Origin of the sequence: Actinomyces johnsonii, from assembly GCF_006546835.1 — a bacterium.
Lineage (GTDB): Bacteria > Actinomycetota > Actinomycetes > Actinomycetales > Actinomycetaceae > Actinomyces > Actinomyces johnsonii.
The window spans coordinates 164,196-188,232 of the sequence record NZ_VICB01000013.1; the positions used below are offsets into that span (position 1 = coordinate 164,196).

22 protein-coding genes are annotated in these 24,037 nt (G+C 68.7%); 20 read left to right on the forward strand and 2 right to left on the reverse strand.

The window, feature by feature from the left end; genetic code table 11:
• Positions 1-33: 33 nt before the first annotated feature.
• The 17 genes from pgsA (at position 34) to FK256_RS09060 (ending at position 17,707) form a co-directional block, all read left to right on the forward strand.
• Positions 34-669: a phosphatidylinositol phosphate synthase gene (gene pgsA / locus FK256_RS08980; RefSeq protein WP_141424520.1), complete on the forward strand. Its 636-nt coding sequence runs from the start codon at positions 34-36 to the stop codon at positions 667-669.
• Positions 666-1,652 (forward strand): phosphatidylinositol mannoside acyltransferase, encoded by a 987-nt coding sequence (locus FK256_RS08985; protein ID WP_141424521.1) that lies wholly within the window; start codon positions 666-668, stop codon positions 1,650-1,652. The genes pgsA and FK256_RS08985 overlap by 4 nt, the downstream gene beginning before the upstream one ends.
• Positions 1,649-2,830: a glycosyltransferase family 4 protein gene (locus tag FK256_RS08990; RefSeq protein ID WP_141424522.1), complete on the forward strand. Its 1,182-nt coding sequence runs from the start codon at positions 1,649-1,651 to the stop codon at positions 2,828-2,830. The genes FK256_RS08985 and FK256_RS08990 overlap by 4 nt, the downstream gene beginning before the upstream one ends.
• Before the next feature lie 83 nt (positions 2,831-2,913).
• Positions 2,914-3,651: a hypothetical protein gene (locus FK256_RS08995; RefSeq protein WP_021609784.1), complete on the forward strand. Its 738-nt coding sequence runs from the start codon at positions 2,914-2,916 to the stop codon at positions 3,649-3,651.
• Between the two features lie 4 nt (positions 3,652-3,655).
• Positions 3,656-4,939, forward strand: coding sequence for a PrsW family intramembrane metalloprotease (locus FK256_RS09000; protein ID WP_196800857.1), 1,284 nt, complete (start codon positions 3,656-3,658; stop codon positions 4,937-4,939).
• 160 nt (positions 4,940-5,099) lie between these two features.
• Positions 5,100-6,002, forward strand: coding sequence for a pyridoxal 5'-phosphate synthase lyase subunit PdxS (pdxS, locus tag FK256_RS09005; RefSeq protein WP_009233064.1), 903 nt, complete (start codon positions 5,100-5,102; stop codon positions 6,000-6,002).
• A gap of 74 nt (positions 6,003-6,076) precedes the next feature.
• Complete coding sequence (locus FK256_RS09010; RefSeq protein WP_051263560.1) at positions 6,077-6,745, forward strand: NUDIX hydrolase; 669 nt, start codon at positions 6,077-6,079, stop codon at positions 6,743-6,745.
• Positions 6,742-7,479: a pyridoxal 5'-phosphate synthase glutaminase subunit PdxT gene (gene pdxT / locus FK256_RS09015; RefSeq protein WP_009233062.1), complete on the forward strand. Its 738-nt coding sequence runs from the start codon at positions 6,742-6,744 to the stop codon at positions 7,477-7,479. Before FK256_RS09010 ends, pdxT begins: the two co-directional genes overlap by 4 nt.
• Before the next feature lie 45 nt (positions 7,480-7,524).
• Complete coding sequence (locus FK256_RS09020) at positions 7,525-8,289, forward strand: YebC/PmpR family DNA-binding transcriptional regulator (RefSeq protein WP_009233061.1); 765 nt, start codon at positions 7,525-7,527, stop codon at positions 8,287-8,289.
• 70 nt (positions 8,290-8,359) lie between these two features.
• Positions 8,360-8,965, forward strand: a complete 606-nt coding sequence (locus FK256_RS09025; protein WP_170197942.1) for a crossover junction endodeoxyribonuclease RuvC — start codon at positions 8,360-8,362, stop codon at positions 8,963-8,965.
• Between the two features lie 116 nt (positions 8,966-9,081).
• Complete coding sequence (ruvA, locus tag FK256_RS09030; protein ID WP_141424523.1) at positions 9,082-9,738, forward strand: Holliday junction branch migration protein RuvA; 657 nt, start codon at positions 9,082-9,084, stop codon at positions 9,736-9,738.
• 1 nt (position 9,739) lies between these two features.
• Positions 9,740-10,771, forward strand: coding sequence for a Holliday junction branch migration DNA helicase RuvB (gene ruvB / locus FK256_RS09035; protein ID WP_034473094.1), 1,032 nt, complete (start codon positions 9,740-9,742; stop codon positions 10,769-10,771).
• Positions 10,772-10,945: 174 nt separating this feature from the next.
• The gene (gene yajC, locus FK256_RS09040) at positions 10,946-11,308 is read left to right on the forward strand and encodes a preprotein translocase subunit YajC (RefSeq protein WP_141424524.1); all 363 of its coding nucleotides are present in this window, start codon (positions 10,946-10,948) and stop codon (positions 11,306-11,308) included.
• 241 nt (positions 11,309-11,549) lie between these two features.
• Positions 11,550-13,652, forward strand: coding sequence for a protein translocase subunit SecD (gene secD, locus FK256_RS09045; RefSeq protein WP_141424525.1), 2,103 nt, complete (start codon positions 11,550-11,552; stop codon positions 13,650-13,652).
• Positions 13,649-14,752: a protein translocase subunit SecF gene (secF, locus tag FK256_RS09050; protein WP_141424526.1), complete on the forward strand. Its 1,104-nt coding sequence runs from the start codon at positions 13,649-13,651 to the stop codon at positions 14,750-14,752. The genes secD and secF overlap by 4 nt, the downstream gene beginning before the upstream one ends.
• Complete coding sequence (locus FK256_RS09055; protein ID WP_141424527.1) at positions 14,749-15,309, forward strand: adenine phosphoribosyltransferase; 561 nt, start codon at positions 14,749-14,751, stop codon at positions 15,307-15,309. Before secF ends, FK256_RS09055 begins: the two co-directional genes overlap by 4 nt.
• 70 nt (positions 15,310-15,379) lie before the next feature.
• On the forward strand, positions 15,380-17,707 hold the full coding sequence (locus FK256_RS09060) for a RelA/SpoT family protein (protein WP_141424528.1): 2,328 nt from the start codon (positions 15,380-15,382) through the stop codon (positions 17,705-17,707).
• Between the two features lie 9 nt (positions 17,708-17,716).
• Here the strand turns inward: FK256_RS09060 and FK256_RS09065 are convergent, their stop codons facing one another.
• A complete protein-coding gene (locus tag FK256_RS09065; protein WP_141424529.1) occupies positions 17,717-18,352 on the reverse strand; it encodes a hypothetical protein in 636 nt (211 codons plus the stop codon).
• 174 nt (positions 18,353-18,526) lie between these two features.
• On the opposite strand from FK256_RS09065, the gene FK256_RS09070 reads away from it, so the two are divergent.
• Positions 18,527-19,399 carry a MerR family transcriptional regulator gene (locus tag FK256_RS09070; RefSeq protein ID WP_009233051.1) on the forward strand — a complete coding sequence of 291 codons (873 nt, stop codon included), beginning with the start codon at positions 18,527-18,529 and terminating at the stop codon, positions 19,397-19,399.
• A 122-nt stretch (positions 19,400-19,521) separates the two neighbouring features.
• On the opposite strand, the gene FK256_RS09075 is transcribed toward FK256_RS09070, so the two are convergent.
• Positions 19,522-21,201, reverse strand: coding sequence for a DUF349 domain-containing protein (locus FK256_RS09075; RefSeq protein WP_141424530.1), 1,680 nt, complete (start codon positions 21,199-21,201; stop codon positions 19,522-19,524).
• Positions 21,202-21,495: 294 nt separating this feature from the next.
• On the opposite strand from FK256_RS09075, the gene FK256_RS09080 reads away from it, so the two are divergent.
• Both FK256_RS09080 and FK256_RS09085 read left to right on the forward strand, forming a co-directional pair.
• The gene (locus FK256_RS09080; protein ID WP_141424531.1) at positions 21,496-23,109 is read left to right on the forward strand and encodes an ATP-binding cassette domain-containing protein; all 1,614 of its coding nucleotides are present in this window, start codon (positions 21,496-21,498) and stop codon (positions 23,107-23,109) included.
• Between the two features lie 80 nt (positions 23,110-23,189).
• Complete coding sequence (locus FK256_RS09085) at positions 23,190-24,002, forward strand: MBL fold metallo-hydrolase (RefSeq protein WP_141424532.1); 813 nt, start codon at positions 23,190-23,192, stop codon at positions 24,000-24,002.
• The last annotated feature ends 35 nt before the right edge of the window (positions 24,003-24,037 follow it).

Below are 24,037 nucleotides of genomic sequence, written 5' to 3' on the forward strand. Positions count from 1 at the left end.
TCCTGACTCCGTCACCCGAGATCTAAGGACCCCATGCTCGGCAACCACGGCCGCGGTTTGACCAAGGCCCTGTTCACCCGCCCCGCGCTGGCGCTCGGCCGGCTCGGGGTGACTCCCAACATGCTCACCGTCACCGGGACGGTCCTGTCGGTGACGGCGGCGGTCACCCTGCTGCCCCGAGGACACTTCGTGACCGGGCCGCTCGTCCTGCTCGTGGTACTGGCGGCGGACTCCTTCGACGGCATCCTGGCCCGCGCCACCGGTGAGAGCTCGGTCTTCGGTGCCTTCCTCGACTCCACCATGGACCGTCTGGCCGACGGCGCCGTCCTGGGCTCCCTGGCGGCCTGGGCCGCACTGACCATGCCGGCCGGCACGCTTCGCGCCGTTACGGTGGTCGCCGCTCTGGCGGCGATCGTCCTGGGCGCCACCGTCCCCTACGTCCGGGCGCGGGCCGAGTCCATCGGAGCCACCGCCAAGGTGGGGATCGCCGAGCGCACCGACCGGCTCCTTGTGGCCCTCGGCGCCACCTTCATCGTGGGACTGGGAGCGCCGCAGTGGTTACTCGCCGTCGCACTCGTCTACGTGGCGATCGCCTCCTTCATCACCGTGGTTCAGCGCGTATGGACCGTCTACCAGCAGACACTACTCAGGGCGGGAGAGCCCGCATGAGGATGCGCCTGCCCACGGTTTCCGACGCCTACCGCCTGGCCTGGCGCGGTACGCGCCGCCTGCCCGCATCCTTGGGATACGGTCTGGCGCACACGGTCGCAGACGCCCTGTGGGCCTGGCACCGCCTCCGGCGCACCACCACCGGCGTCGGACAACTCGAGCGCAATCTGTCCCGCATCCTTCCCCCGGGAACGCCGCCGCGCTCGCTCCACCGGATGTCACGCGCGGGGATGCGCTCATACATGCGCTACTTCTACGAGGCCTTCGCACTGCCCGGAATGACGCAGGACCAGGTACTCGCCCGCGTGCGTGCCGACGTCGACCCTCAGCTCTATGACGATGTGCGCGCCGGCAGCATCGTCATGGCGCTGCCGCACATGGGCAATTGGGACCTCGTCGGCGCCTGGGCCTGCCGCGAGCTCGCCACCGTCCTGACCGTCGCCGAGCGCCTCGAGCCCGACGACCTCTTCGACCAGTTCGTCGCCTTCCGGGAGGGACTGGGCATGCGGATCATCGGCCAGGCCCACGGGGAGAAGGTCTTCGACCGTCTCCTTGAGACTGCGGGCCAAGGCCACTACGTCATCGCCCTGCTGGCCGATCGGGACCTGTCATCAGCCGGAATCACCGCGCAGCTAGGCGGGGCCACCGCCCGAGTGGCGGCCGGGCCCGCGGCGATCGCACAGCGCCTGGACCTCCCCCTGTACGCCGTGTCGATCCACTACGAGCCCCTGTCGGGCGAGCGCCGTCGTCGGGCGGCCTCGCCGTGGGGACTCGTCCTGACCGCCCGCCCTGTCCCGGCACCGCAGGGGCCGGAGGGACGCGAGCGGGTCGTGGCGCACACCCGCGCCTGGGTCGCCGAGCTGGGACCGTCGATCGCCGAGCACGCGGAGGACTGGCACATGCTTCAACCCGTCTTCGATGCGGACCTGGACCAGGACCGCCTTGCCCGCAGCCACGCCCGCGAGCAGCAGGAGCACCCATGAGGATCGGCATCGTCTGCCCCTATTCCCTCGACGCTCACGGAGGCGTCCAAGTCCATGTCATGGACCTGGCCGGTGAGCTCTTCCGGCGAGGGCACGAAGTCCAAGTCCTGGCGCCCGCCTCTCAGGACACCGACCTGCCGGACTGGGTGACCAGCGCCGGGGACTCCATAGCCATCCCCTACAACGGCTCGGTGGCGCGACTCAACTTCGGTGCACTCGTCGCTAGGCGGGCCAGGCGCTGGCTGGAGGCCGGTGACTTCGATATCCTCCATATCCACGAGCCCATCACACCCAGTGTCGGAATGCTGACCCTCCAGGCCGCCGGCGGCCCGATCGTGGGCACCTTCCACGCAGCCATGGACCGCTCGCTTGCCCGCGAGCTGCTGAGCCCGGCGACGGTGCCTCTCATGGAGAAACTCTCCGCCCGCATCGCCGTCTCGGAGGAGGCCCGACGCACCCTCATCCAGTACCACGGCGGCGACGCCGTCGTCATCCCCAATGGGGTCAATGTCTCCCCTTTCTCCAACGCGCCCAAGGACGACCCCCGGTTCCTGGGAACGGACGATGCTCCCACCATCTCCTTCCTGGGACGCCTTGACGAGCCCCGAAAGGGGCTGCGGGTCCTGGCTGACGCCATCCCCACGGTGCTGACATCCGTTCCGGGCGCCCGCTTCCTCATCGCCGGCCGCGGGCAGGCCCAGGAGATTCGCGACGAGCTCGCCCGCTTCGGCGACTCAGTGGTTTTCCTGGGGGGAGTCAGCGATCAGGACAAGGCCGCCATGCTGGCCTCGGCCACCTGCTACGTGGCCCCGCAGACCGGCGGGGAGTCCTTCGGCATCGTCCTGGTGGAGGCCATGGCCGCGGGCACCCGGGTCATCGCCTCCGACCTCAAGGCATTCTCAGACGTACTCGCCGAAGGCCGCTACGGGGCACTGTTCCGCAACGAGGACGGGGAGGACCTGGCCCGGGTCATCATCGATACCCTGCAGGACACCCCGGCCGCTCAGGCCCGTCAGGAGGCGGCCTCCCAGGCCGTCGGGCGATACGACTGGTCCACGGTTACCGACCAGGTCCTCGACGTCTACGACATGGCCCTGTCCACCGCCCACACCCGGGTGGCGCCGGCGCCCGGTTCACGTACGATGCTGGGCCGACTGCGCGACGCCCTGGACGACTAGCATCCGCGGCGAGCGCGGGATCGTGCGACGGACGAACGATGACGACCGGCGAAGACCATCTCAGGAGTGATGAAGGACCGACAATGACAGCCATGACAGAAGCGATCGGCCTGCCCGCAGGTACGACTGCGGCCCTCGCGGCGCAGTCCTCCACGACGCCTGCCGCAACGGTGCCGGTATGGAGCGTCGTCGTGTTGCTCGTCGGACTGGCCGTAGTCATCGGATGGGCCCTGTACGTCAGGGCGGTGAGAGTGGACCGACTGCACCGTCAGGTCCTGGGTTCACGGGCGACTCTGGAGGCTCAGCTCGTCCACCGGGCCGAGGCTGCAGCGGACCTGGCCACCACCCGTGCCCTGGACCCGGCCTCCAGCCTGCTATTAGCACAGGCCGCCCGCGAGGCGCTGGACGCCGAGGGTCCCATCGTCGACGACGGCCTGGACCCCTCTCCGCGCCTCGACGCTGCGCCCGTCAACGGCGCTGCCGGCGGCGTCACGCCGACCACCCGCAGTCGGGCCCTCATCGAGTCCGACCTCAGCCGGGTCCTGCGCACGGTGGTCTGCGAGTCCGCCCGCCGAGATCTCACCGAGGACCCGTTGAGCGCGCCCGCGCTCGGCCGACTCGACCGGGCCTGCTCCCGCCTGGTCCTGGCACGCAGGTTCCACAATACCCATGTCAGCGAGGCCCAGGCATTACGGGGCAGACTGCTCGTCCGAGTGTGTCATCTGGCCGGGCGCGCCCCCATGCCCCAGACCTTCGACGCCGACGACGACACCACCCCCGAGGTGCAGCCGGCCCACGACGACCAGGCGCAATCGAGGTGAACTGATGAGTACGACTCCCAGCCCCTGGGCACCCCGCCCCGGATACCATCGCTCAAACGGACTGCCCCAGCCCTCCACGGCTCCCAGCGCGCTTCCCGGGACGGGACAGCGCTACCAGGTCCACCGGGAGAGCGCGCCCTTCGCTCCGGAGGGACAAGCCGGTCCGCAGGCCGTGCCGGCCTGGACCCGCCCAGGTCCGCACTCCGCGAGAAGAACGGGCGAGTTCATCGCACGTCTGGTTCTCGCACTATTCGGCGCCGTCCTCATGATCGGCGTCATCTGGATCGCCTCTCAGTCGGCCTCGGACTCCTCCGTGCTGTCCACGGCGATTCTCCTGGCGCTCGTCCCCCTGGGGCTCGTGCTCGTCGTCGTGTTCTGGATCGACCGCTGGGAGCCCGAGCCGCTTCCCACTCTTATCGTCGCCTTCCTATGGGGGGCCGGTGTGGCCACCGCCATCTCCATGCTGGTCAACACCACGGTGCTCTACGCCGCGGCCGAGTCGACGCTCAGCCTGGAGGGGGCCTTCCAGATCTCGGCCGTGGTCTCGGCGCCGCTCATCGAGGAGACCACTAAGGGGCTCGGCGTCCTCATCATCTTCCTCATCTGGAGACGTACCTTCAACGGGGCCGTCGACGGGCTCGTCTACGCCTCCGTCATCGCTGCGGGCTTCGCCTTCGCCGAGAACATCGGCTACTTCATCAGGTTCTGGGACTCCATCACCAGCATCTTCATCGTCAGGGGTTTGTTCTCGCCCTTCGCGCACGTGACCTTCACCGCCTGCACGGGGTTGGCCATCGGCATGTCCGCAAGGCGCCGTTCGCCGGCGGCCTGGGTCTGGATGACCCCGATCGGCCTGGTCTGCGCGATCACCCTCCACGCCATCTGGAACGGAGTCATCGCAGCCAGCGGAAACCCCTTCGCGATGTTCATCCTGGTGAGCCTTCCGATCTTCATCGTCTGCATGGGGATCGTGGCGTGGCTGCGCTGGGCCGAACGCATGACCATGCGCAACAGGCTCGACGACTACGCCCGCGCAGGCTGGTTCGCACCGGCCGAGGTCCAGATGCTCACCACAGGCGGAGGACGGAAGGCGGGCAAGCGCTGGGCCAGCACCCGGGGGCCGCAGGCGGCATACGCGATGAGGGTCTTCCAGAAGAGCTCCGCAGAGCTCGCACAGCTGCGTCAGCAGGCCGTGGACGGCCACGCCCAAGGCGATTTCTCCATCAGGGAGACCGAGCTGCTCGACCGCATCACCTCGGCGCGCCGCACCTTCATCGGCGCCGAGTAGGAGTCGTGAAGGCGCCCGCAGACAGCCCGGGTCTCACAGCACGAGCGTCTCGGGCCGCCTGCGGACCGAGGAGTAGCATGCGCAGTGTCAGCATCTTTTCACGGAGCCGTCGGCCCCGCCCCGGCGCGGATGACGACGGCCCACGAACCGAGGACCACGATTGAGCACAGAGCAGACCACCCCCAGCACTGGCACCCTCACCGTCAAGCGCGGCATGGCGGACATGCTCAAAGGCGGCGTCATCATGGACGTCGTCACCCCCGAGCAGGCCCGGATCGCCCAGGACGCGGGAGCGGTCGCCGTCATGGCCCTCGAGCGCGTCCCCGCCGACATCCGCGCCCAGGGAGGCGTGGCCCGCATGAGCGACCCCGACCTCATCACGGGCATCATCGAGGCGGTCTCCATCCCGGTCATGGCCAAGGCCCGTATCGGCCACTTCGTGGAGGCCCAGGTGCTCGAGAGCCTTGGCGTGGACTACATCGACGAGTCCGAGGTCCTCACCCCCGCCGACTACGCCCACCACATCGACAAGCAGTCCTTCACCGTCCCCTTCGTCTGCGGGGCCACCAACCTGGGCGAGGCGCTGCGACGCATCACCGAGGGCGCGGCCATGATCCGCTCCAAGGGGGAGGCCGGCACCGGGGACGTCTCCAACGCCGTGACCCACATGCGCACGATCCGCGACGAAATCCGTCGCCTGACCTCATTGCCCCAGGACGAGCTCTACATGGCCGCCAAGGAACTGGCCGCCCCCTACGAGCTCGTCGCCGAGGTCGCCCGCACCGGGCACCTGCCCGTCGTCCTGTTCACCGCCGGTGGCATCGCCACCCCGGCCGACGCCGCCATGATGATGCAGATGGGCGCCGAGGGCGTGTTCGTGGGCTCGGGCATCTTCAAGTCCGGAGATCCCGCCAAGCGCGCCGCCGCCATCGTGCGCGCCACCGCCCAGTTCGACGCCCCCGACGTCATCGCCGAGGTCTCGCGCGGCCTGGGGGAGGCCATGGTCGGGATCAACGTCGACGAGCTGCCTGAACCCCACCGTCTGGCGGAACGCGGCTGGTGACTGGCGCACCGGGCAGTATCGATCGCGCCACCGATCGCCGCACCGAGCGCACTGACGGAGCGGGCACTCCTGCGATCCCCGGACGGCTGACCTCCGACGGCCGTCACCCGGTACTGGTTCCCGAGGACTGGGACCAGTACCTCAACGCCTCCGAGTGGAGTCTGGGAGGCGACGGCCTGCCCTTCAGGACGGCCGCGCGGGTCCTGGTCGTCACCCGGAAGGCGGACATGCTGCTTCTGGTAGGGCACGACGCCGCCGACCCAGGTCACACCTGGGTCTTCACTCCGGGAGGCGGGCTCCGACCCGGCGAGGACCCGCGCGCCGGAGCCGTGCGCGAACTGGCCGAAGAGTCCGGGATCGACGTCGCTCCCTCAGATCTCGAGGGTCCCGTCGCCCACCGGGAGGCGGTCTTCCGCTTCGCCACCGTCACCTGCCGACAGGACGAGATCTTCTTCCTCCTGCGCCTGCCCGCCAGGTGCCCCGTCGACAGGGAGAGCTGGACCGACCTGGAGCGCGACGTCGTCGACTCCATCGCGTGGTGGAGCCCCCATGATTTGCGGGTCGCCCAGGAGTCGGGCCGAGAGATCTACCCGGTGCGCCTGCCCGCGCTCGCGGAGGAGCTGGCCGCCGGCTGGAGCGGCGAGCCGATCGACTTCACCGATCCGATGGACGCCGACATCCTGACCGAGCTCACCGTCTCCCGCCCAAACGTTCCGTCCCAACCCGCCCAAGGCTGCAGATGACTAGCCCGAACCGCTCCCACCGCCTGGCCCACACGATGGACGCGCGCCATCCACGGGCGCTCTTCCCCGCACCCGCGCCCGCCGACTCCCGCCCCACGATCGGTGTCCTGGCGCTCCAGGGCGACGTGCGCGAGCACTGTCTGGCCCTCGAGGCGGCGGGCGCGCGCCCCGTCGTCGTACGCCGCGCCGCCGACCTGGGCAGCACCCCCGGCGACCGGCTCGACGGCCTGGTGATCCCTGGTGGGGAGTCGACGACGATGAGCACTCTGCTGACCTCCTTCGCCATGCTTGAGCCCCTGCGCACGCTGATCGGTGCGGGTCTGCCCGCCTACGGATCGTGCGCCGGGATGATCATGCTGGCCGATCGGGTCGAGGGGGCGCAGGAGGGCCAGGCCTTCCTGGGCGGCATCGACATGACCGTGCGCCGCAATGCCTTCGGACGCCAGATCGACTCCTACGAAGAGGACCTCATCGCCCCGGCGCTGGGCGCGGGGCGGGACCAGCCCCTGCACGCCGTCTTCATCCGGGCCCCCTGGGTGGAGGAAGTGGGCCAAGGCGTCGAGATTCTCGCCACGACCCGCGCAGGACGAGCGGCTGGGGTCAGAGGTGTCGACGGCGGTAGGATCGTCGCGGTTCGTCAAGGTGCCCTGCTCGCCACGTCCTTCCACCCGGAGGTCGGAGGCGACCATCGGGTCCACGACGTCTTCGTCTCCATGGTGACGCGCCGGGTCTGAGTACCGCCTGGCTGCGCCCTCATCATCGACTCCCAAGGAGCACATATGTCGGGTCACTCCAAGTGGGCCACCACCAAGCACAAGAAGGCCGCCATCGACGCCAAGCGCGGCAAGCTCTTCGCGCGCCTCATCAAGAACATTGAGGTCGCCGCCCGCACCGGCGGCGGTGACCCGACCGGCAACCCCACCCTGTTCGACGCCATCCAGAAGGCCAAGAAGAACTCCGTCCCGGCCGACAACATCACCCGCGCCGTCAAACGGGGCAGCGGTGAGGAGGCCGGCGGCGCCGACTGGCAGACCATCATGTACGAGGGCTACGGCCCCGGCGGCGTCGCCTTCCTTGTCGAGTGCCTCACGGACAACCGCAACCGGGCCGCCTCCGACGTGCGCGTGGCCTTTTCCCGCAACGGCGGCAACCTGGCCGATCCCGGATCGGTGGCCTACAACTTCACCCGCAAGGGCGTCGTCGAGGTCGCCAAGGCCGACGGCGTGGATGAGGACTCCATTCTCATGGCCGTTCTGGACGCCGGAGCCGAGGAGGTCGAGGACATGGGGGAGTCCTTCGAGATCTACTCCGAGCCCGGTGACATCGTCGCCGTGCGCACCGCTCTGACGGACGCCGGCATGGACTACGACTCCGCCGAAGTCCAGTTCGTCGCCGGCACCAAGGTTGAGGTCGACGTCGACGGCGCGCGCAAGGTCTTCCGCCTCATCGACGCGCTGGAGGACTCCGACGACGTCCAGAACGTCTACACCTCCGTGGACCTCAGCCCCGAGGTCGCCGCCGAATTCGCCACCGACGAGGACTGAGCCCCTGAGCACCACCGGCTCGCGGGCGCGATCGGCTCACGCCGTCGTCGCCCAGCAGCGGGTCCTGGGGATCGACCCCGGGCTCACCCGCTGCGGTCTGGGATGCGTCGACGTCGATCCCCGTCGCCGGGCCCGCCTGGTGGAGGTCGGCGTCGTGCGCACCCCGCCCTCGCAGAGCCCCGAGCTGCGGCTGCTGGCCATCACCGAGGCCATCGAGGACTGGATCGCCCGCCTGGGGCCCTCGGTGGTCTCCATCGAACGGGTCTTCGCCCAGGACAATCTGCGCTCCGTCATTGGGGTCGCCCAGGTCATGGGCACCGCCATGGCCGCCGCGGCGCGCGCGGGACTGGAGGTCGCCCAGCACACCCCCAGCGAGGCCAAGGCCGCCGTCACCGGTTCGGGAACTGCGGACAAGGCCCAGGTCCAGGCCATGGTCACCCGCATCCTCGGTCTCGACGCGCCGCCCCGGCCGGCCGATGCCGCCGACGCTCTCGCCCAGGCGATCTGCCACGGCTGGCGCGGTGGCGGAACGGGGACGGACGACGCCACCGAGATGGTCTCCGCAGGGGGAGCGGTGCGCGTCTCCGCACGCACTCCCGCTCAGCGTCAGTGGGCCGCCGCCCAGGCCGCCGCCCGTCGGACCGGTGCCGTCGACCCGCGGCGGATGCGGCGCTGACGGCGTCGGCGACGAAGGGCTGCTAGGATACGAACAGTTGTTCGAGTCACATCCCCGTATGTCTGAGTCCGCCCGGCTCCGGCCGACTCTCTGAGAACGTCCAGGAGAAGCTGCCCATGATCGCCTCGCTGCGCGGCACTGTCCTTAGTGTCGGTCTGACCGGTGCCGTCATCGAGACCGGCGGTGTCGGCATGAGCATCCAGGCCACGCCCACGACGCTGTCCGGCCTCAGGGTCGGTGAGGAGACCCTCATTCACACCGACATGGTCGTCCGCGAAGACTCGCTGACGCTGTTCGGGTTCGCCGACGCCGACGAGCGCGACAGCTTCCGTACGCTCATGAGCGCCAAAGGGGTGGGGGCCAAGCTGGCGCTGGCGATGTTGTCCGTCCACACCCCCAACTCGCTCAGACGCGCCATCGCCTCTCAGGACGTCGCGGCCCTCACCAGGGTTCCCGGGCTCGGGCCCAAGGGTGCCCAGCGCGTCATCCTGGACGTGGCGGACAGGCTCGGGCCCGTCACCGGAGACGACCACGATGCCCCGCCGCTCGGTCCGAGGGCCGCAGGCGACGAAGCCCTCGAGACCTCCGCCGACGATACTGCGCCCAATGCCGACGTCGTAGCGGCCCTGGTCCAGCTGGGCTGGAATGAGGCCGGCGCCCGCCAGGCCGTTGCCGCTGTCGAGGCGGACTACGCCGAGGCCGGCGAGAGCCCCGATACGGCCGTTCTGCTGCGGGCCTCCTTGAGATGGCTGGGAGGCGGGCACCGTGGCTGAGATGGACGAGGACCGCGGGGGGCGCCTGGTCGGCGGCGGCGCCGATGCCACCGAGCGGGCCGCCGAGGCAGCCCTGCGGCCCAAGCGCTTGGAGGACTTCACCGGCCAGGAGGTGGTGCGCGGCCAGCTCTCGGTGGTCCTGCGCTCCGCCCTGGCTCGCGGTGTGACGGCCGACCACGTTCTGCTCTCCGGACCCCCCGGGCTGGGAAAGACCACCCTGGCCATGATCATCGCCGCCGAGGTGGACGGTTCCCTGCGCCTGACCTCGGGACCCGCCATCCAGCACGCCGGTGACCTTGCCGCCATCCTGTCCTCCCTGGAGGAGGGGGACGTGCTGTTCATCGACGAGATCCACCGGCTGGCCCGCACCGCCGAGGAGATGCTCTACCTGGCGATGGAGGATTTCCGTGTCGACATCGTCGTGGGCAAAGGGCCGGGAGCCACCTCCATCCCCCTGTCCCTGCCGCCCTTCACCGTCGTGGGCGCCACCACCCGGGCGGGCCTCCTGCCCGCTCCGTTGAGGGACCGTTTCGGATTCACCGGACACCTGGACTACTACGGGCCTGGCGAGCTCACCCGGATCCTCGCGCGCAGCGCGGGCCTGCTGGGGGTGAACCTGGATGCGGACGCCGCCAAGGAGCTGGCCTCGCGCTCGCGCGGCACGCCCCGTATTGCCAACCGGCTGCTGCGCCGGGTTCAGGACTGGGCGGAGGTTCACGGGCGGCCCGGCCACCTCGACCTGACGGCCGCCCGCGGCGCCCTGGATGTCTTCGAGGTGGACGCCCTGGGGCTGGACCGACTGGACCGCCAGGTGCTCGACGCCCTGTGCACCCGCTTCGGGGGCGGACCCGTAGGACTGACGACGCTGGCGGTCAGCGTGGGGGAGGAGCCGGAGACCGTCGAGACCGTGGCCGAGCCCTATCTGGTGCGCGAGGGTCTGGTAGTGCGCACCCCGCGGGGAAGGGCAGCCACTGCGGCGGCCTATACCCACCTGGGCCTCGAGCCTCCTACAGATGGAGCATTGTTCTTCTGACTGGCCGCCGGGTACTGTCATCATTTCGTGACCGGTTGGTACCCAGTTGTGCCCGATCACTCGCCAGTGGTAGGTAACGCTCTTGCCTACGTGTCCTAGACTCGCCACCGCTGGCCTGTGTCAGTCGTGGGTCCGCATCAACCGAGACTGCCTAGTCGAAACGGAGAAGTCTCCATGCCGCAGCATTTCCTCTGGATCCTACTCATCGGGATGCTCCTGATGATGTGGTTCGTCAGTCGTAGGCAGCGCACGATGCAGGAGGAGCAGCAGCGCCGCACCGAGAAGGGCCTGGTGCCCGGCAACTGGGTGCGCACCATCGGCGGCTTCTACGGCACGGTCGTGGAGGTCGACGGCGACGTGGTCACCCTGGCCACGCCCTTGGGCGACGAGACCCTGTGGAGCAAGCGGGCCATCGCCGCCATCGAGGAGCCCCCCTTCGGCTCGGCCAGTGCTCAGGTGGAACCTGAGGACGACGACGCCGAGCAGGACGACGGTGCTCGCGAGTCCGAGCAGGACGCGGCCGAGCCGCATCCCTGATATCTCGCCGGCCGGCGCAGGGCACCCGGATCGGCAAGTCGCGATCCGATGACCCGATGGCGCCGGCTCCACCGCGCGTCACGGTCCTTTACGGGCCTGGCTCAGCCGAGCGAGATCATCCTCCCGCGCTGAGTGCACCGGGTCCGGCCCGTACCACCGCGGTGCTCAGCAGCACAGATACACCCCCATCTTCGCCTTCGGGCCGCGCGCCCGAACACACCCCCACCCAGGAAGGGACCACGTGTCCAGCAAGCAGCGAATGCGGCCCGGGCGCCGCCTCCTGATGTTCGTCCTCGTCATCATCATCGGTTTCGGCGCACTGGTGGTGGGAACCATGAGACACAAGGCGTCGCTGACGCCCGGGCTCGCCCTCGACCTCGAAGGCGGTACCCAGATCATTCTGACGCCCACGACGTCGGACGGATCGGCGATCAGCGATAACGATGTCGAGCAGGCCATCGAGGTGATCCGTCAGCGCGTGGACGCCTCCGGCGTCTCCGAGGCCCAGATCTCCCGTCAGGGCGGGCAGAACATCGTGGTCTCGCTGCCCGGAAAGCCCAGCCAGGCAACCTTGGAGCTGGTGCGCACCTCCGCTGTCATGTACTTCCGGCCGGTCATCCGCATTCTGCCGGGCAGTGCACAGCAGGCGGCGAAGAACATCGCCAGCCAGAACCCCTCCGCCGCTGCAACACCCACCCCCGCGGATCAGCCCACCGCCCAGGCCCAACCCGACCCGAACGCCGGCCAGGAGGCCACCCAGCCAGCCGAGGACTCCGCAGACACCGAGGGCGGCTCGAGCGAGGGCGGGCAGGCGACTGGCCAGGAGGGGCAGGACGGCGCTGCCGCCCAAGAGCCTGCCGCCACCTCGCAACCCACCGCCCAGAGCACAGAGCAGCCCAAGACTCCGGAGGAGATCGCCAAGCGGCTGGCGGACGTCAACCAGGACGGCGTCATCTCCTCCGACCCGCTGCCCGCCACCTCCCAGGACAACTCCTCCGACTCCTGGATCACCGAGCAGCTCCTCTACGACGGTTACATGACCGACTGCTCCGACCCGAAGAACCTCACGGGTCAGACGCAGGACCCCAAGGTCGCCGTCATCTCCTGCTCCAAGGACGCCGGATCGCAGCAGCACGGCGCCTACATCCTGGGTCCCGCCGATATCACTGGCACCGAGCTCAAGAGCGCCAACTCCGGTCTGGAGACCGATTCGCGGGGACAGACCACTAACAAGTGGATCGTCTCACTGGCCTTCAACCCCGACGGCACCAAGAAGTTCTCCGAGCTGTCCAAGCGGCTGCTGGCCTACCGCGACCAGGCGACCGCCGCCGGCGCCCAGGGGGCTCAAGGCGCTCAGAACCAGGACAGCCAGGCCAAGGCCCAGTTCGCCATCGTTCTGGACGGTCTGACCATCATGGCCTCCGGCTTCAACTCGGACGTCCACTCGCCGATCACTGACGGCCGCGTCCAGATCACAGGCGGTTTCAACCAGAACCAGGCCAACACGCTGGCTAACCAGCTCTCCTTCGGCTCGCTACCACTGAGCTTCACGGTCCAGTCCGAGCAGCAGATCTCCGCCACTCTGGGTACCGAGCAGCTGCGCAACGGCCTGATCGCCGGACTGATCGGGTTCGGACTCATCATCCTCTACCTCGCCTGGCAGTACCGCGGCCTGGCGGTGGTGGCGGTGGCCTCGCTGGTGGTGGCCGCAGCGGGCACCTACCTGGTCATCGCGGCGCTGAGCGCCTCCATGGGCTACCGCCTGTCCCTGGCAGGCGTGGCCGGACTCATCATCTCCATCGGTATCACGGTCGACTCCTTCATCATCTACTTCGAGCGCGTCCGCGATGAGGTGCGTCAGGGACGGACCCTCAAGACGGCGATCGATGAGGGATGGAAGCACGCCAGACGCACGATCCTCGTCTCCGACGCCGTCAACCTCGTGGCCGCGGTCGTGCTCTACTTCCTCGCCGTCGGCGGAGTCCAGGGCTTCGCCTTCACCCTGGGAGTGACCACCTGCGTGGACCTGGCCATCATCATCCTCTTCACCCACCCGTTCATGGAGTGGATCGTCCGCTTCCGCTTCTTCGGCGAGGGGCACCGGCTTTCGGGACTCGATCCCGAGCACCTCGGGGCCACTTCCTCGTCCACCTACGGCAAGGGGCGCGAGGCCATCGCCGACCGCGTGGCGGGCTCCTTGGCGCGTCGCAAGGCCGAGGCCCGCAAGGCCGCCGAGAACCCGGAGAAAGCTGCGGACGACGCCGTCGATGAGACGGCCGAGCAGGAGGAGGGTGACGCGGTCGATGTCACGGCCGACAGCGGAAAGGATGGTGAGACGAAGTGAAGTCTCTCGCGACGCTCGGTAACGAGCTTTACTCGGCCAAGACGTCCATTCCCTTCGTCGGTAAACGCCGGATCTGGTACCTTATCGCCGTCGTCGTCATCGCGGGCTCGGCCGCACTCCTGGCCTTGGTGGGGCTCACGCCGGGAATCGATTTCAAAGGCGGTTCGGAGATTACCGTGACGGGTCTGTCCTCGCCCTCGGAGCGCCCCGCCAATGAGGTGCTGTCCAAGGAGGACATGACGGCCGGATCCTCGGTGACAACCATGGGCTCGTCCTCGGTGCGGGTCCAGACCAGCCAGCTGCGCAAGGAACGCCTCGACTCGCTGGCGGGCGAACTCGCCACCGCCTATAAGACCGACGCCTCCAACGTGTCGGCCACGACCGTGGGGCCGACCTGGTCATCCGACGTCACCAAGAAGGCCGCCCGCGGCCTGGTCCTGTTCTTCATCTTCGTCGGTCTGCTCATCTGGGCATACTTCAGAACCTGGAAGATGGCCGTGGCGGCCCTGCTGGCCCTGTGCCACGACATCGTCGTCACAGTGGGCGTATACGCCCTGTCCGGTTTCGAGGTCACTCCGGCCACGATCATCGGTGTGCTGACGATCCTGGGGTACTCCCTCTACGACACGGTGGTGGTCTTCGACAAGATCCGTGAGAACACCGACGGCTTCGAGGCTCAGAGCCGATCCACCTATGCCGAGCTCGCGAACCTGGCGGTCAACCAGACCTTCATCCGCTCGATCAACACCTCTGTGGTCGGTGTGCTCCCGGTTGCCTCACTGCTGGTCGTCGGCGCCTTCATCCTGGGGGCAGGGACTCTGCGTGACATCGCCCTAACCCTGTTCATCGGCATGATCGCCGGTACCCTGTCCTCGATCTTCCTGGCCACCCCGCTGCTGGTGGATCTGCGCTCGCGCGAGAAGGCCATCAAGGATCAGGCCGACAAGGTCGCAGCGGCGCGTCAGCAGCGCCGCGAGGAGGCGGGCGACGACGTCGAGGAACTGGCTAAGATCGATGCGGCCCCTGCCGCCTCGCCCGTCACCCCCGGCCACCATCTCGGTGTGGCGGCTCAGCCCAAGAGGAAGAAGAAGCGCAGATGACGACCACCTCCGCGGCGCACTCCGAGACGGTGTCCGAATCCCTGACCAGGCTGGTCGTGAGCCACTTGCGGGAGATCCCCGACTTCCCCGAGCCTGGGGTTCTCTTTCGGGACATCACCCCGTTGTTGGCGGACGGAGCGGCCTTCGCCGAGCTCGTCGATGGGCTCGCCGACCACTACCGCGGTCGGATCGACGCTGTAGCGGGGCTGGAGTCGCGCGGCTTCATCCTGGCGGCACCCCTCGCGGTCAGGCTCGGCATCGGGATGATCACCGTGCGCAAGGGCGGCAAGCTCCCCGGCCCGGTCATCGGTGTCGACTACGCCCTCGAGTACGGTACGGCCCGCATGGAACTGCGCCCCGAGACCGTCACCCGGGGATCACGCGTCTTGGTGATCGACGACGTCCTGGCTACCGGAGGGACGGCCGCGGCCTCCATCTCCCTCATCGAGCAGGCCGGCGCCACGGTGGAGGCCATCTGCATGCTCCTGGAGCTGGCCGACCTCGGTGGCCGGCGTCAGCTTCAGGAGCGCGAGGTTGACTCGATCGTCGTCTTCTGAAACAGCGACATCGCACGAATGTCGGTGACCGTGGCGGGCCTCGGGGCACGGGCCGCTATATGATGCGTCAATGACGGAGACGAAGAACAGCCCAGGCACGTCAGGTGACAGCGTTGTCCCCGGCTCGCGCGTGCGCAGCCGTCTGGCCTGGTTCGGTTCCCGTGGACACTCCACGCCGGCGGCCATCGAGCCACTGCTGCGCGCCGTGCGCGCCAATCATCCCAAGGCGGACACGAGCCTCATCGTGCGCGCCTATGAGGTTGCCGAGAAGGCCCACGCCGGCCAACGACGCAAGTCCGGGGAACCCTACATCACCCACCCGGTGGCGGTGGCGACGATCCTGGCCGAGCTCGGCATGACGGCCCAGACTCTGGCCGCCGCCGTCCTGCACGACACGGTGGAGGACACCGACTACACCCTTGACCGCCTGCGGGCAGACTTCGGTGACGAGATCACCCTGCTCGTCGACGGCGTCACCAAGCTCGACAAGCTCCAGTACGGTGAGGCCGCCCAGGCCGAGACCGTGCGCAAGATGATCATCGCGATGTCCAAGGACATCCGGGTCCTGGTTATCAAGCTCGGCGACCGCCTCCATAACGCCCGCACCTGGAAGTACGTCTCCGCTCAGAACGCAGCCCGCAAGGCCAAGGAGACCCTGGAGATCTACGCGCCCCTGGCTCACCGCCTGGGAATGAATACGATCAAGTGGGAGCTGGAGGACCGCTCCTTCAAGGCCCTCTATCCGGGCGTGTACGAGGAGATCGAGCATATGGTCGCCGAGCGCGCCCCGGCGCGTGAGGAGTACCTGCGCCAGGTGCGCCTCCAGATCGAGGAGGACCTGCGGGTCAACAAGATCAAAGGGGCCGTCACCGGCAGACCCAAGCACTACTACTCGATTTACCAGAAGATGATCGTACGGGGTAAGGACTTCGACGACATCTACGACCTGGTGGCGGTGCGGGTCATCGTCGACACCGTCCAGGACTGCTACGCGGTGCTCGGCTCCCTGCACTCGCGCTGGACACCCATGAGCGGGCGCTTCAAGGACTACATCGCCGTCCCCAAATTCAACCTCTACCAATCACTGCACACCACAGTCGTGGGGCCGGGCGGTAAACCGGTGGAGATCCAGATCCGCACTCACGAGATGCACCGCATGGCCGAGTACGGCGTGGCCGCGCACTGGCGCTACAAGGAGGACCCCAACGCCTCGGGTCCCAGCGCCCTGGGCGGCAGGCCCGGCGACTCCGACCAAGGAGACATGGGCTGGCTGCGCCAACTCGTCGACTGGCAGAAGGAGACCCAGGACCCCTCCGAGTTCCTCGACGCCCTGCGCTACGAGATGGCCGGGGACCAGGTCTACGTCTTCACCCCCAAGGGCGACGTCCTGGCCCTGCCCGCGGGGGCCACCCCCGTTGACTTCGCCTACGCCGTCCACACCGAGGTCGGCCACCGCACAGTGGGAGCCCGAGTCAACAGCCGCCTGGTTCCCTTGGACACGCGCCTGGAGAACGGTGACACGGTCGAGGTCTTCACCTCCAAGGCCATCAACGCCGGTCCCTCGCGCGACTGGCTCACTTTCGTCGGTTCCACGCGCGCCCGCAACAAGATCCGCTCCTGGTTCTCCAAGGAGCGCCGTGAGGAAGCCATCGAGGAGGGCAAGGGCGCCATCGCCCGTACCCTGCGCAAGCAGAACCTGCCGATTCAGCGCCTCATGAGCCACGAGACCCTCATGAACGTGGCCAAGACCCTCGACAAGGTCGACATCGACGGCCTCTACGCGGCCGTGGGAGAGGGGCACGTCTCCGCCCAGCACGTCGTGGACACCCTCGTGGCCACCATGGGCGGGGAGGACGGCGCCGAGGAGACCCTCGCAGAGGGGGTCCTCCCCACCCGGGCGACGGCGCACCGGCGTCCGCGCACGGCCGACGCCGGAGTCGTCGTCGCCGGCATGGAGGAGGGCGACATCTACGTCAAACTGGCGCGATGCTGCACCCCCATGCCGGGCGACCCCATCGTCGGATTCATTACCAGGGGCTCGGGCGTCTCGGTGCACCGGGCGGACTGCCAGAACGTCGACCAGCTCCAGCGCGAGCCCGAGCGGCTCATCACCGTCTCCTGGGCGGACCACGCCCAGTCCGCCTACCTGGTGCAGGTGGAGGTGGAGGCCCTCGACCGCGGAGGACTGCTCGCCGATGTCACCCGGGCACTGGCGGACAGCCACGTCAACCTCATCAGCGCGAACATCGCGACCAGCCGCGACCGGGTCGTCACCGGGCGGTTCGTCGTCGAGTTGGCGGAGGTCGGCCACCTGGACCACACGCTGGCGGCCCTGCGGCGCATCGACGGCGTCTTCGAGGCGCGTAGGAGCCTGTCCGCAGCCCGGCGCTCCAGTTGACACCCGGGTTCAGGCGCCTGTCCCGAGCACCGGTGGGGCGGCCGCTGAGTATGACGCGCCGGACATGACCGCCTCGATGATGTGCTGCGCCCGTGGACGCCCCCGGCTGGCCGCCCCTTGGCAGTGGTTGAGTGTCAGCAGCAGTCGGACTCGGCTGACCCCGTGATCGCGGGCGGTCATGATGGCCTGGACGGCGGCCACCGGCGGCCCCAGGCGGGCGACGTCGACGGCTGCTCGCGCGATGGTGGCGCAGGGGACGCCGTTGATCACGGTGGTGTCGGAGCGGGGTAGCCTGCCCCGCCTGGTCACCAGGTAGGACATCCGGCTTCGGCGACCCCCGGGCAGACACACCTCCAAGGTGTCGGGGGGAGGTCCGCCGACATGCACCCACAGGGCGGTGCTCGCCAGGAGCACGCCCTTGCAGGGCAGAGCGGCGGTAATGGCCCGCAGGCGCCCCTCCTTGGAGCGAAGAAGATCGATCGGTTGCGGTCTTCCCAGAACGCAGACCAGCAGCCGGGAGTCCAGTCCCGCGCACCGCAGCACCTCCATGTCCTGGGGCGGAAGCGCGCCCAGGACGGGGGAGAGGGGACGGGCCGACAGGTGGGCCACGGCGGCGTGACCCGGTACCGGAACGAAACGAGTCATATTCCATCGTGGACGTCTCTTGGCCTCCGGCGCCACAGTGAACTGGCCGCCTGTGGATAACCTTGTCATGTGTGCGAGGAATTGCCGCCCCTCACGCGGCGAGAGGCATCAAGGTGGACGACACGCGCCAGGACACCTACCAGCGGAGCAGGCGCTGCTGAGGAAGGAGACACAGTGAAGGAATCTCAACAGCGTCATGACGGAGCCGGGAGGCGCGATATAGCAGCCGACACCGCGGTCGACGCCGTGTCCGACGACGCGGACATCGCCATGACGGTCGGTGAGGTTTCAATGCTCCTGGGCATCAGCGTCAGGGCGCTGCACCACTGGGACGAGACCGGTCTGGTGCATCCATCTCGACGCAGCGCCGCCGGCTACCGGCTCTACTGCGAGGCAGACATCATGCGCATCCAGCAGGTCCTCGTCTACCGGCAGACCGGCATGAACTTGGCCGACATCAAGACGGTCCTTGACGAGCCGGAGACGGATGCCATGACGCACCTGCGCCGTCAGCGTGAGCTGGTGCAAGGACAGATCTCCCACCTGCAGCAGATGCTCAGCTCGATCGACATGGTGATGGAGATCCATCAGTCTGGAGCGAGGATCTCTGTAGCTGAGATGGCGGAGATCTGGGGGACCGACTGGGATCCTGTCTATGTTGAGGAGGCTCAGGCCCGGTGGGGTGACACTGAGGACTGGGCAGAGTCCTACCGGCGTAAGGCCCGGATGACGCGCGCCGACTGGGAACGGGCGCACGAGGAGACGGTAGCCCTGGAAACCGCGCTGGCCGAGGCGATGCGCAGCGGCGTCGAGCCGGGCAGCCCCGAGGCCAATGCCCTGGCGCGGTGGCATCGCAAGGACTTCAACCGGTGGTTCGAGGTCTCCATCTCCAAGCAGGTGCTCATCGCCCGCGGCTACGTGGCGGACGAACGCTTCGCCCGGTACTACGACAAACGCGCGCCAGGGCTGGCGGCCTGGCTCAAGGACGTCATCGACGCCGGCGCCAGGTCTGAAGGAGTGGACCCCGCGACCGCCACCTGGGAGTAGCAGATCTCCCAACGAGGGACGCCAGGACGAGACACGAGGCGGGGCCGACACCAGTGGGTGGTTGGTGTCGGCCCCGCCTCAGGCGCTCTTTAGGTCTCAGAACTGAGCCGAACGTGCTCGGGTCACGCCTTGGCCGAGCGCAGTACCTGCTCGAGCCAGGCCCGGCGGGCCGTCAACGCGGCCTCGGTCTCGGCGATCTTCTTGGCATCGCCTGCAGCCCGGGCAGCAGCCAAATCCTTCTCCAGGCCCGCGATCGCGTCCTGGAGCTGGCCGGCAAGGCCCTCGGCACGGGCCTTGGTCTCGGGGTCGGTACGGCGCCATTCGGCGTTCTCCGCCTCGCGAATGGCGTCTTCGACGGCGCGCATGCGGCCCTCGATGCGACGCACGGCACCGCGGGGGACCCGCCCGGCCTCCTCCCAGGCGTCCTGGATGGGGCGCAGGGCCTTCTTGGCGGCCTTGACGTCCTTGATGGGCAGGAGCGCCTCGGCCTTGGCCACCAGCGCCTCCTTGACCTTGAGGTTCTCGGCGAACTCGGCGTCGACGGCCTCGTCCTTGGCGCGGCGGGCGTCGTAGAAGACCTGCTGAGCGGCCCGGAAGCGGGCCCACAGGGCGTCATCCTCCTTGCGGGAGGCGCGGCCGGCCTTCTTCCACTCGGCCAGCAGGTCGCGGTACTTCGCGGAGGTACCGGCCCAGTCGGTGGAGTTCTGCATCTCCTCGGCGCGCTTGATGAGTGCCTCCTTGGCGGCCCGCACCTGCGCCTGCTTGGCGTCCAGCTCGCTGAAGAACTGGCGGCGGTGGCGGTCGAAGGTGGTGCGGGCGTGGGAGAAGCGCTTCCACAGCCCGTCCTCGGTGGGGCGGTCCAGGCGCGGGCCACGCCGCTGCGCAGCCTTCCAGGACTCGAGCAGCTCGCGCAGTTCGGCGCCGGAGTTCTTCCACTGCGTGCGGGCGGGGTCCTGCTCGGCGATGGTCTCGGCGCGCTCGACGATCGCAGTGCGCTCCTTGAGCGCCTGCTCCTTGGCGGCGGCGCGCTCGGCGGCCACGGCTTCGCGGCGCTCGGCGGCCACGGTCTTGAGCGCTGCGAAGCGGGCCCGCAGTCCCTCCAGGTCACCCACGGCGGCCGGCTCGGTGAGAGACTCAGAGATGGAGGACAGGGTCGTGTCGATCTCGCGGACGCTGAGTTGGGGCAGCCGGGTGGCGAACAGGTCGATGGTGGCCTTGAGGTCCAGGTAGCGGCGTACGTAGAAGGCCATGGCCTCGGCGATGGGAGCATCGGGGAACTGGCCGACCTCGCGTTCGGTCCCACCGTCCTGGACGTAGACCCGGCCCTCGCCGTCCACGCGCCCCCACTTGGCGGCATCCATAGCCTCCTGCGGGTCGACGGCGGGCTCTGCGGGCACTGCGGGAGCCACGGCCGGGGCAGGGACCTCGGCAGGAGTCGGTGTGGCGTCCCCCTGGGTGGCCTCTGCGGTCTCGGGCCTCTGAGTCTCCTCGGCAGGCTGCTCGGTCGGCGCGGGATCCTCGGGAGCCGAAGAGACCGACTCGTCAGAGACGGCCTGCGCGGACTCCTCGGTGGGCCGGTCCGAAGGCTCGCTGGGCTCGGACTCCTTCGGGGCGGCGACGTCGGCCGTGGCGTCGGCCGCTACGTCGGTGACGGGGGAGGAGACGGTGTCAGGCGCCGGCTCCGTCGGGGTGGGCGCTGCCGACTCGTCAAGGCCGGTCGGCTGGTCGGCCTGCTCAGCCTTGGGCTGGTCGTCAGGCCGGTTGTCGGGCTGGTTCCGCTCAGTCACGGGATGCTCCTTCATGGGTTGACGGGGAGGGAACGGCATGACCGCTCCGTTCCGTTCGCGCCCGGCCTTCAGACCGGGTGGTGGTGACGTGCCGTCGGAGGACGGCAGTGCCGAGAGTCTACGTTCCTGCGGGCGGCAACCACCATCCCCGGCCCCAATGATTTCAGTTGATTCGTTGACCGCAGATGTCCCTCACGAGCGGGCCGGTGTCGGTTCCCCAGGCCTCGTCGACGGCTGGCGCTATTAGCATGTGACCATGCTCGCGTGACTCGCCCCTGTGCCCCCACCGCCTCATGCCAAGGACGAGTCATGCCTGCGATCAGTTTCTCCCATGTCAGCTTCTCCTACACCTCCGCCCCTTTGCTAGAGAGCATCAACCTTACGGTCTCCGACGACGAACGCGTCTGCGTCGTCGGCCCCAACGGATCGGGGAAGTCCACGCTCCTGCGCCTGGCCACCGGTGAGCTGTCCCCTGACCACGGGGCTGTCAGCATTCCCGAGCATCATGGCCCGCCGGCGACCGACTCGGCGGAGTCGACTGCAACGTCGATCGAGGGCTACCTCGACGCCGTCTGCGCTGAGACCCTGGACGCGCTTGATCGTTTCGAGCGCATGGGCGAGGCCATTGCCCAGGCCGGAGCTGAAGCCGGCTCCCTCGCTGAGGAATACGACTCGTTACTGACCCGGCTTGAGTCGCTCGACGCCTGGAACCTGCCGGCTCGACGGGCTGAGGCGCTCGCCGGGCTGGGACTGGGGCGCGTGGATACAGGCCGCCTTGTCTCCTCCCTGTCGCCGGGGCAACGGGGGAGGCTGGAGATCGCCGCTCTGCTTCTTTCAGCCGCTCAGGCGCTGGTGCTCGACGAGCCCACCAACCACCTGGATGCCGGTAGCAGTAGCTACCTGAGCGAGATGATGGCGTCATGGCCCGGACCGGTCCTGTTCTCCTCTCACGATCGTGCCTTCATCGACGAGGTGGCCACCGCCGTCGTCGACCTTGACACAGCGCCGTGGCAGGCACTCGCCACCGCCTCCGGGGGCAGCGGCCCCATGGGTGCCTACCGGTGCACGGGACGATACAGCGACTACCTCGTGGAGAAGGCGCACGCCAGGTCGTCCCACCACAGTCTTCACCAGCGTCAGCAGGAGCAGCGGCGCAAGCTCGCGCGTCACCGTCGCGACTCCGAGATCGTTGGGCACAGCGGGGCAGCGCCCCGGACCGAGGCCCGCATAGCCCGGAAGTTCTACGCCGACCGCGCCCAGCGCGTCTCCACCCGGCGCCAGACGCAGGACGACCGCCGGCTGGAGGCGCTCGCCAGTACCGAGGTGCGCAGGCCCCGCTCCTACGACCTGCAGCTGCGTCTGACTGAACCGGCGCCGCGAACAGGGATAGCGGTCTCGGCCCGGTCGGCTGCCGTACCCGGGCGCCTTGCACCGGTCACGGTCGACGTCATGGCAGGCGAGCACCTGCTGGTCACCGGCGCCAATGGGAGCGGCAAGTCCACGCTTCTGACCTGGATGGGTAGGCGGTCAGCACCCACGGAGGACTCCGTCGGCAGCCTCACGGTATCCGGTTCGGTGCTCTGGATACCCCAGCACCTGCCGAATCTCGGCGACCCTGGGGTGGATGAGAACGTGTGGACCAAGGGGATCGGGGACCGTGGCCGGGGAGCTCTGCACCCGCGCCTGTGGAACCGTCCCATCAGTGAGCTCTCCGACGGCAACCAGCGCCGCGTTCAGCTGGCCCTGGCCGCTGCTGCTGGGCCTGAGGTGCTTGTCGTCGACGAGCCCACGAACTACCTGGACCTGGACGCCCTCGAGATGCTCGAGGCCGCTCTGAGGACATGGACGGGCACGCTCATCGTCGCCAGCCACGACCGCTGGCTCATTGAGCACTGGTGGGGGCGGCGGCTTCACCTTCGGTGAGCCAGCCGGGTCCTGTGGACCTGAGCAGCTCTTTTACCCGTATTGACACTGTTCCCAGGCGGCCCAAGTAGGGTGGGGGCATGATCTTGGAGCGCACCATCGCACCCGTGTTCGCAGCCAACTGCTACGTGCTGGCCGCGGGCCCGGGTGAGCCCGCCCTCGTCGTCGATCCGGGAGCCGGTTCTGTCCGCGGAGCTCTGGCCCTTCTGCGATCCAACCGCCTCACCCTGGGCGCGATCCTGCTCACCCATGGTCACGCCGACCACGTGTGGGACACCCAGGCCCTCATTGAGGCCGCCCACAGCGAGGGGCTGCTCGCCAGCGACGACACCGTCGACGTGCCGGTCTACATTCCCGAGCCTGACCGGTACCGGCTCGAGGAGCCCGACATCACCACCGGCATCAGCGCCAACGGCATGACCTTCACCGACATGGCCGGCACCCCGTGGAGGCAGCCGGCGGACATCCGCCTCTTCCCCGGAGACGGTTTCTCCCGCGCCGTCGAGCTCGTCTCCGGCATCGCCCTGCGGGCGGTCCCCGCACCGGGCCACTCGGAGGGCTCCACCCTGTTCTTCTTCGAGGCCCGCCTGGTCGACAATGCCCTGCTCTACGAAGCCGAGGTCATCGAGGACGACCCCTGCGCCGCCGAGGAGCACGCCTACCTCATGGCCCTCGGTGGTGACGTCATCTTCAAGGGATCCGTGGGTCGTACCGACCTGCCCGGCGGAGACCAGGTACAGATGCTCGCAACCCTGCGGTTCCTGGCCACCGCCATCGACCCGGCCACGATCCTGCTGCCCGGGCACGGTGCGGTGACCACCATGGAGCACGAGCACCACGGCAACCCCTACCTCGCCGAGGCCAAGATCCGCGGGGGAGACCTCAAGGCCTGACAAGGTGCGACCGGCATCGCCTCGGCTCCCCCAGG